At 51.9% G+C, this 6,356-nt stretch carries 6 protein-coding genes; 5 read left to right on the top strand and 1 reads right to left on the bottom strand.

Features of this window, described 5'->3' with window-relative positions:
• The first annotated feature begins 413 nt into the window (after positions 1 to 413).
• From ACM9HJ_RS30750 to ACM9HJ_RS30735, 4 genes are read left to right on the top strand one after another with little or no spacing between them, the layout of a single operon-like run.
• On the top strand, positions 414 to 1,541 hold the full coding sequence (locus tag ACM9HJ_RS30750) for a DNA-methyltransferase (protein ID WP_416575627.1): 1,128 nt from the start codon (positions 414 to 416) through the stop codon (positions 1,539 to 1,541).
• Positions 1,525 to 2,166, top strand: coding sequence for a hypothetical protein (locus ACM9HJ_RS30745; RefSeq protein WP_416575626.1), 642 nt, complete (start codon positions 1,525 to 1,527; stop codon positions 2,164 to 2,166). Before ACM9HJ_RS30750 ends, ACM9HJ_RS30745 begins: the two co-directional genes overlap by 17 nt.
• The gene (locus ACM9HJ_RS30740; protein WP_416575625.1) at positions 2,163 to 3,209 is read left to right on the top strand and encodes an McrB family protein; all 1,047 of its coding nucleotides are present in this window, start codon (positions 2,163 to 2,165) and stop codon (positions 3,207 to 3,209) included. Before ACM9HJ_RS30745 ends, ACM9HJ_RS30740 begins: the two co-directional genes overlap by 4 nt.
• Positions 3,210 to 3,211: 2 nt before the next feature.
• Positions 3,212 to 4,564, top strand: coding sequence for a 5-methylcytosine restriction system specificity protein McrC (locus ACM9HJ_RS30735; RefSeq protein ID WP_416575624.1), 1,353 nt, complete (start codon positions 3,212 to 3,214; stop codon positions 4,562 to 4,564).
• 65 nt (positions 4,565 to 4,629) lie between these two features.
• Here ACM9HJ_RS30735 and ACM9HJ_RS30730 read toward each other — a convergent pair whose 3' ends face one another.
• A complete protein-coding gene (locus ACM9HJ_RS30730) occupies positions 4,630 to 4,980 on the bottom strand; it encodes a helix-turn-helix domain-containing protein (RefSeq protein ID WP_416575623.1) in 351 nt (116 codons plus the stop codon).
• A gap of 202 nt (positions 4,981 to 5,182) precedes the next feature.
• On the opposite strand from ACM9HJ_RS30730, the gene ACM9HJ_RS30725 reads away from it, so the two are divergent.
• Positions 5,183 to 5,680: a hypothetical protein gene (locus ACM9HJ_RS30725; protein ID WP_416575622.1), complete on the top strand. Its 498-nt coding sequence runs from the start codon at positions 5,183 to 5,185 to the stop codon at positions 5,678 to 5,680.
• Positions 5,681 to 6,356 lie beyond the last annotated feature (676 nt).

The raw sequence follows: 6,356 nt of genomic DNA, 5'->3' as shown, positions 1-6,356 counted from the left end.
CTGAACCGACGCGGTATATGTGCCCCGCGTGGCGGCCCTTGGCATCCGGCATCGATTCGTGCCTTAGTGAAGAACGGCGGACGTTGTTCGGAAATTTGACTAGCAGCAGATAATCCAAGACCGAAGAGACAGGTGCAATCAATTGCAATCGCCTTCAACGCAAACAGGTATGCCCTGTTAAAGATTACAGAGGCGTAGATGGTGGCACAGGCCGCTGGCCTTAAGCGGATGTCGGCTCGCTACGCTGCCCTGCGTAACTGACCAGAAAACGGCGACACCTGTCCATTTTCGCCTCGACGAATCGATCAGGATCATTGAGAATACCGGAAGATCGGTCGTGTTGCGCGCCAACGAAAACAGACTCATTGACAATCCGTCTCTCTACGAATGCGCCGAGTCAAAGTGAGAATAGAATGAACATCCATTTTACCACAATCTCCGACAACGTGGAGAACCAGGACAGTTTCGAGAGCCAGGAGCGGCAATTACTCCCGGCAACCACCCGGATAATCCACGGCGACGCCCGATGCGTGCCGCTCAAATTTAATGATGCCGATATAGTTATTACTTCCCCACCCTACTGGCTGAAGCGTGACTACGGATTTGAGGGACAGATTGGCCAAGAGGCAACTGCCAAAGATTTTGTTATGAGCTTAATCAAGTGCATGGAGAACTGGAAAACCATTCTCCCCAAGTGGGGTTCTGTTTTCATTAATATTGGCGACACCTATCACAACGGATCACTCGCAAATACCCCTGGATTGCTCGAGTTCGCCGCACACAATGCTGGCTGGACGGTCCGAAACCGTATCATTTGGATTAAGGATGCGGGAATGCCGGACCCAGCTAAGGACCGACTTAAGAGTCGCCACGAGTATATAATCCATTTCACGATGCAGCGCCGTGACTACTACTACGACCAGTTTGGCTATGCCGAGAAATATGGTAATGGTACTGGCCCGAGCGATGTCTGGCAAATTGGTTTGAAAAGAGACACCAGCAAGCATCTGGCCCCGTACCCTTTGGAACTGGTTGATCGGATCATAACACTTGCATGCCCGGAACAAGTTTGCATGTGTTGCGGCAAACCACGACGTCGAATAGTGGAGCGAACCGGCGAGTTAGATGAGACTCGGCCACAGGCGAAGCGTGCAATGGAACTTGCCCGCATGCATGGCCTCACCGAAGCTCACATCGCAGCCATTCAAGCGACTGGCATCTCCGATGCTGGCAAGGCTCTTCTGGTGCAGACGGGCACGGGACGCAATTCCGCGGCTGTCAAGAAACTTGCTGCGCAGGCCAAGCAGGCGCTCGGTGGCTACTTCCGCGAGTTTACCTTTGCAAAGCGCAGGTCAACCGGTTGGACAGATTGCGGGTGTAACGGACCGTTCCGTCCCGGTATCGTCCTGGACCCATTTATGGGCACAGGAACCACTTTGCGGGCTGCGGAGGCTGCACAACGCAGCTCTGTTGGTGTAGATCTGGCAAACGCCCCAGAGAAAGCACCAGCAAAGGCAGCGCATCGTGGTGAACGCAAGTGAAGCATCTCAGACTTATGTTCTGAGTATCGAAGGTGTTCGGAAAGCAATCTCGCGCCTTGAGAAGCAGTTCATCCATCAGCATTTTGCGGGCTACCTCGCCATTTTGAGAGCCAGGCACCTTGATACCCTGTCGCCAGTTCGCATGTCGGACATCCTCGAGTTCCACGATCGCTACCTCAGGGTCACTGGCGCACCGGAAGGGGCACCTTATGTCCGTCCATTCACCCAGGGACGTGGCCTACAACAGATGAATCGCAACGTCGCTGGTTCCTATGCGGCAAGTTCGGTGCGTGAGCAGGGTAAAATCGGCAAGGTCATTTCAGTCGTAGGAAGCGGGCGTAACGCCACCTACGACCTCCATGTCAATCACGCGAGCCTCGCTCTCGAAATCTTCTTGCAGAATCAGAAAGTATCGGCAGCCGCATTGGTAGGTTTCCTTTACCGCGACTATGGCTTCAAGTTGGCTCATCGCCAAATGTCTTCAGTGGTAGCGCTTTTCCGAAACGAGTTCGGCATGCGGGCATCTGACCCCGAGGAGGCAAGGATTTTCGATACTCTTTTCTTGGACGATTCAAATGCGTTTGAGGATGAGGAACTCATCATTGTGGAGGGCGTAAGCAAGTGACCGACCATATTACTCCTATCAAGATTCGCCCTTTGAACCTTAACGACCTTGGAATTGCTCCCCAGGAAGCACCTCTAGCAATTGATTTAGCGGATCATACAATTGAGGTTATGGAGAAAGGGGATAGGGCTACGCCAGTTGAGAAGTTGCCCGATGGTGACGCCCTGTTAGACAAGGTAAAGGCTGCGCTCGAGATGGGGTACGCTGGCGTTATACTTTCTGGGCCTCCAGGTACCGGAAAGAGCGTCATGGCGAAGCGATTGGCCTATACGTTGGCTGGGGATACAACTGCCGTGCGAACGGTGCAGTTTCACGCTAGCTATCAATATGAGGACTTCATTGAAGGCTTTGCGCCCAACGCCGAAGGTAGATTCGAGCCAACCAGGAAGATATTCTCCCTAATCTGCGAAGATGCAGTCAATCGTTTTTCAGTAATGCATGTACTACTGATAGATGAGATCAGTCGTTGTGATGTATCCAGGGTATTTGGCGAAGCATTAACGTATATTGAAACCGATAAGCGTAATCAATATTTCACCATTGCATCTGGCCGCACTCTAGTGGTTCCCGATAATCTCATCGTTATAGCAACAATGAATCCTTGGGACAAAGGGGTGGATGAACTTGACGTCGCATTAGAGCGCCGTTTTGCTCAAATTGATATGCACCCGGATGCTAATGTGCTGCGCACTATTCTTGAAAAGAAAGGTGTTTCTCCGGGCTTTATAGACAAATTGACGACGTTTTTCGAGGCAGTGCAGCAGCTGGATGACGAGATGGTCCATCTCGGCCATGCATATTTTTTATCATGCACTGATGAGGTTGCGGCGCACAGGACTTGGGACTTTAGGCTGTATCCTTTCTTCAAGAAGGCATGTCGTCTCAATAAAGAAATGATGGCGAACATCACCCGACTTTGGCTCCGAGTAGTCCAGCCGACCGCAGCAGCAACTACGACTTCTTCGAACGATGCTGGGAGGGAGATCGAGGCCACGACACTGGACGCAACGGCTGCGCAGTCTTCCGCTCCACAGGTTGGCTAAGAATGGGCAACGTCTTAGAGATTGGAAATGCCCTTGTGGGTCGTGGCTACAACGCAGCAAAGCATGTGGTGCGCACAGTTATTGCTGGTGAGGAGAATAAGACCAGAGTTCTGCCTGCGGGCTTCGTCAAGGAAGACGGCAGCCTCGACCTTTACGACGATGTCAAGCGGCTATTCCGCCTCGTTTTCGATGATGGGAAACCTGCGATCCAATGTGGAGGATGGATCGGTTATATCCCGTTAAACGACCAATTTGCCCTTGAAGTTGCGCCTAAGGTTCCGATTGGTAATCTGGAACGAATTATTGGGATGGCAGCCGGGTACTCTCCCAGCGTCTTGCAGAAATACACACGTCATTTCGGAAATGCAGCTGATAGGCCTGAGCCGATATCTATAATACTTGCAGATCAATTGCTTGATGCATTTGATAGAATCTGGGATGCGGGCTTGCTAAAGACGTATAATCGCTGTGAAAGAATCGGCAGTTCACCAACCGGACGTATCGATCCTTTCGCCAGTGCGTGGCGAACAGCAAAGGCGGGACGCCCCGTTGCCGTTTCATCGTCGTTTCAGCGGAATGTCGATTTTGGCCCAAACCGCCTTCTTCTCTTCGCCCTCGAAAAACTCTTCGCCAGATACTTCGGCGACCGAAGCCAATCGATGTACCGCCGCCTTAGGCGCTGTGAGCAAGCGATTTCAAGGCTGGCGGACGTTACAGTAGCGCAGTTGCATGAAGTGTCGCCAGAAGCTGTAAATTCATATCTGCGCAATTTGCCAGTCCATCATGAGCACTATGCCGATGCCTTGCTCCTGGCACAATTGATAGTAAGTGAGGCTGGACTTTCTATTCGGAACGCAGACGGCCTGATAGTTTTGCCTTCTATTCTGATCGATATGTCCAAGGTATTTGAGTCTTATGTACGTCGAGTATTGGCTAACTATCTTGAGCTAGATTCCAGAATTTCAGTGAAAGACGGCAATGCCATGCCGCCGATTGGCTCCGCCATGAAGCTCTTCGAGCCGTACAACGTGCGTGGTAGGGAAAATCCAGCTATGACCCCCGACATCGTGATCGAATTTGAAAACGTTACTAGACTCGTCATCGACGTAAAGTATAAGCCTGAACGAAATCTGCCTGACCGGGGAGATACTGAGCAGGCAGTTACCTACGGTGCTCGATATGAGTGCAATAAGGTGATGCTCTTGCATGCTGGCCGGTCCGCAGCACAGGGGCAAGTGAACCACGTTGGCAACGTAGGTATTTTCTCTGTTTATAATGGACTCATAAATCTTAATGCTGAGAACATCGAAAAAGAGGAGTTCAATCTAGCCGAAAAAATTCGGTCATTGCTTTAGGAAACTCATATTTTATTCAAGAAAGCAGACAAGAATTCATCATCCAGATATTTTCTATACCTAGCCTAATCGTTCTCTCTCTCATGATCCGCCAAACAGGTCAGCAGTGACGCGGCCAACACCAAGGCATCATCATCAAGGGTGCGGCTTAAGCTCCGCACCTTCTCTTCTGCGTCCAGCCGCCGACGGCTGACAGGGCGTGCATCCCCCGTGTCAGTGAAGAAGTAGACCAGCGGCTCCCCCACGACTCCAGCGATCTTCTCCAGCGTGTCCAGCCCGGTCAGGGCGTGGCCCCGTTCGATGTTCGAGATCGTTTCGACTGCCTTGTCGATAAGCTCGGCAAGTTGCTCCTGCGTCAGCCCTTGGCGCTGACGGGCGAATTTGACCTTCAGGCCGATGTGCGTTTTCAGGTTCATGATCTGCCCCGGATTGTCGGGTCAAGACCGTCACGGCTCCATGATGTGCAATTGCGTTTGCAATTAATTGCACGAAAATAAATAGTGACTCCGCTAACGACCCAGTACAACGATACGGGGGAGCGGTGGGGCACGGCGGGGAAACGTCGTCCCCAAGAACGCCCTCAGCACTCGCTGTGGAGCCGCTCCTGCAGGCCGGGTGATGGAACGTAACGGGGATGAGCAGACTATCGCGCCCAAAGCCGGAAGAGCCCGGCACGGCTCGTCACGGGACCACCGTCACTCGGCCATCAGAAACGACAACCGAAGGAATCTCGACGTCATGAGAGCGTATTGGACGCAGTTTTGGATAAAGGCATTTCTGGCGCTTGCCGTGTTGGCATCGCCCCTCGTCGCTGGGTCTGCGTTCGCGGACGAGAGCAGCGCCCAACAAGCTGTTCGGTCCCTTGCCAAGGTCAAGGACCTCCTGTTTGACCCGGATGCTGCGGTACAGTGGCAGGTCGGTGTCCTGAACGACGGAACCAAGCGTTACGGTTACGCCATGTCCATCTGCGACATCCTGAAGGAGCATGGGGCCGCAACGCCCAAAACCAAAGTCAGGATCGTCGACATCGTGGCGGTCACCAGCCAGGGGAAGAACTTCCGAGAGGCGAGCCTGGGCGGCGTCAAATGCAGCGACTACAGCCGCTTTGATCCATAGGATCGCTGTTCCGTAGGGGGTGCCTGCCCATGAGCCATCTTCAGCTCTATGTGGATGTATCATGGGCTAGGCGCTGGACTTGAAGTATGTCCGAGGCGACATGGACATGATGTCCAGACACCCCCTTCTGGAGATTTTGGACATGCCGTAAATCATTGAAATAAAATTATGAAACTAAAATATGAATTATGGTTTTGGACACGCCAATGGCACAAAAGGCATAGGAATTCAGGACCGAAATTGATGAACGGACCATGTAATTTTCAGAATCAAAACGCAGCGGTTTTGCGTTCACCCTATATTAATTTGTGAATCTAGAATGCATCAAAATAATGATAGAAGGAGTACATACGGTGTTCAGGCTTATGATCTTAGCGATTATCATACTGGCCCTGACGGGGTGTTATAAGAGTAAGGAGGAGAAGCAAATTGAGCGTGCCAAACGAGAAATAGCTGAATTTTTGAAGGACCCAGAGTCCGCAAAGTTCAGAAACCTCCGAGTAGTCGGCGACACCGTATGTGGTGAGTTCGACGGTAAGAATGCGTTTGGTGGATACACGGGTTATCGGAAGTTCGGTCATAGAGTTTTGTTGGAGAACGTAGAGGGGCTGAAAGCGACAGAAGACGCCCCTGACGTATATGACCAGTTATTCGGGTCCCAGTGCGGGCGCTAGAG

Origin of the sequence: Niveispirillum sp. KHB5.9 (assembly GCF_048066115.1) — a bacterium.
Classification (GTDB): domain Bacteria; phylum Pseudomonadota; class Alphaproteobacteria; order Azospirillales; family Azospirillaceae; genus Niveispirillum.
This window is presented reverse-complemented; position numbering and strand designations above follow the sequence as displayed.

Excerpts from the sequence above, each read along its gene's own strand:
- ACM9HJ_RS30750 (WP_416575627.1), top strand. The coding sequence starts at position 414 with ATGAACATCCATTTTACCACAATCTCCGACAACGTGGAGAACCAGGAC.
- ACM9HJ_RS30735 (WP_416575624.1), top strand. The coding sequence starts at position 3,212 with ATGGGCAACGTCTTAGAGATTGGAAATGCCCTTGTGGGTCGTGGCTAC.
- ACM9HJ_RS30730 (WP_416575623.1), bottom strand. The coding sequence starts at position 4,980 with ATGAACCTGAAAACGCACATCGGCCTGAAGGTCAAATTCGCCCGTCAG.
- ACM9HJ_RS30725 (WP_416575622.1), top strand. The coding sequence starts at position 5,183 with ATGGAACGTAACGGGGATGAGCAGACTATCGCGCCCAAAGCCGGAAGA.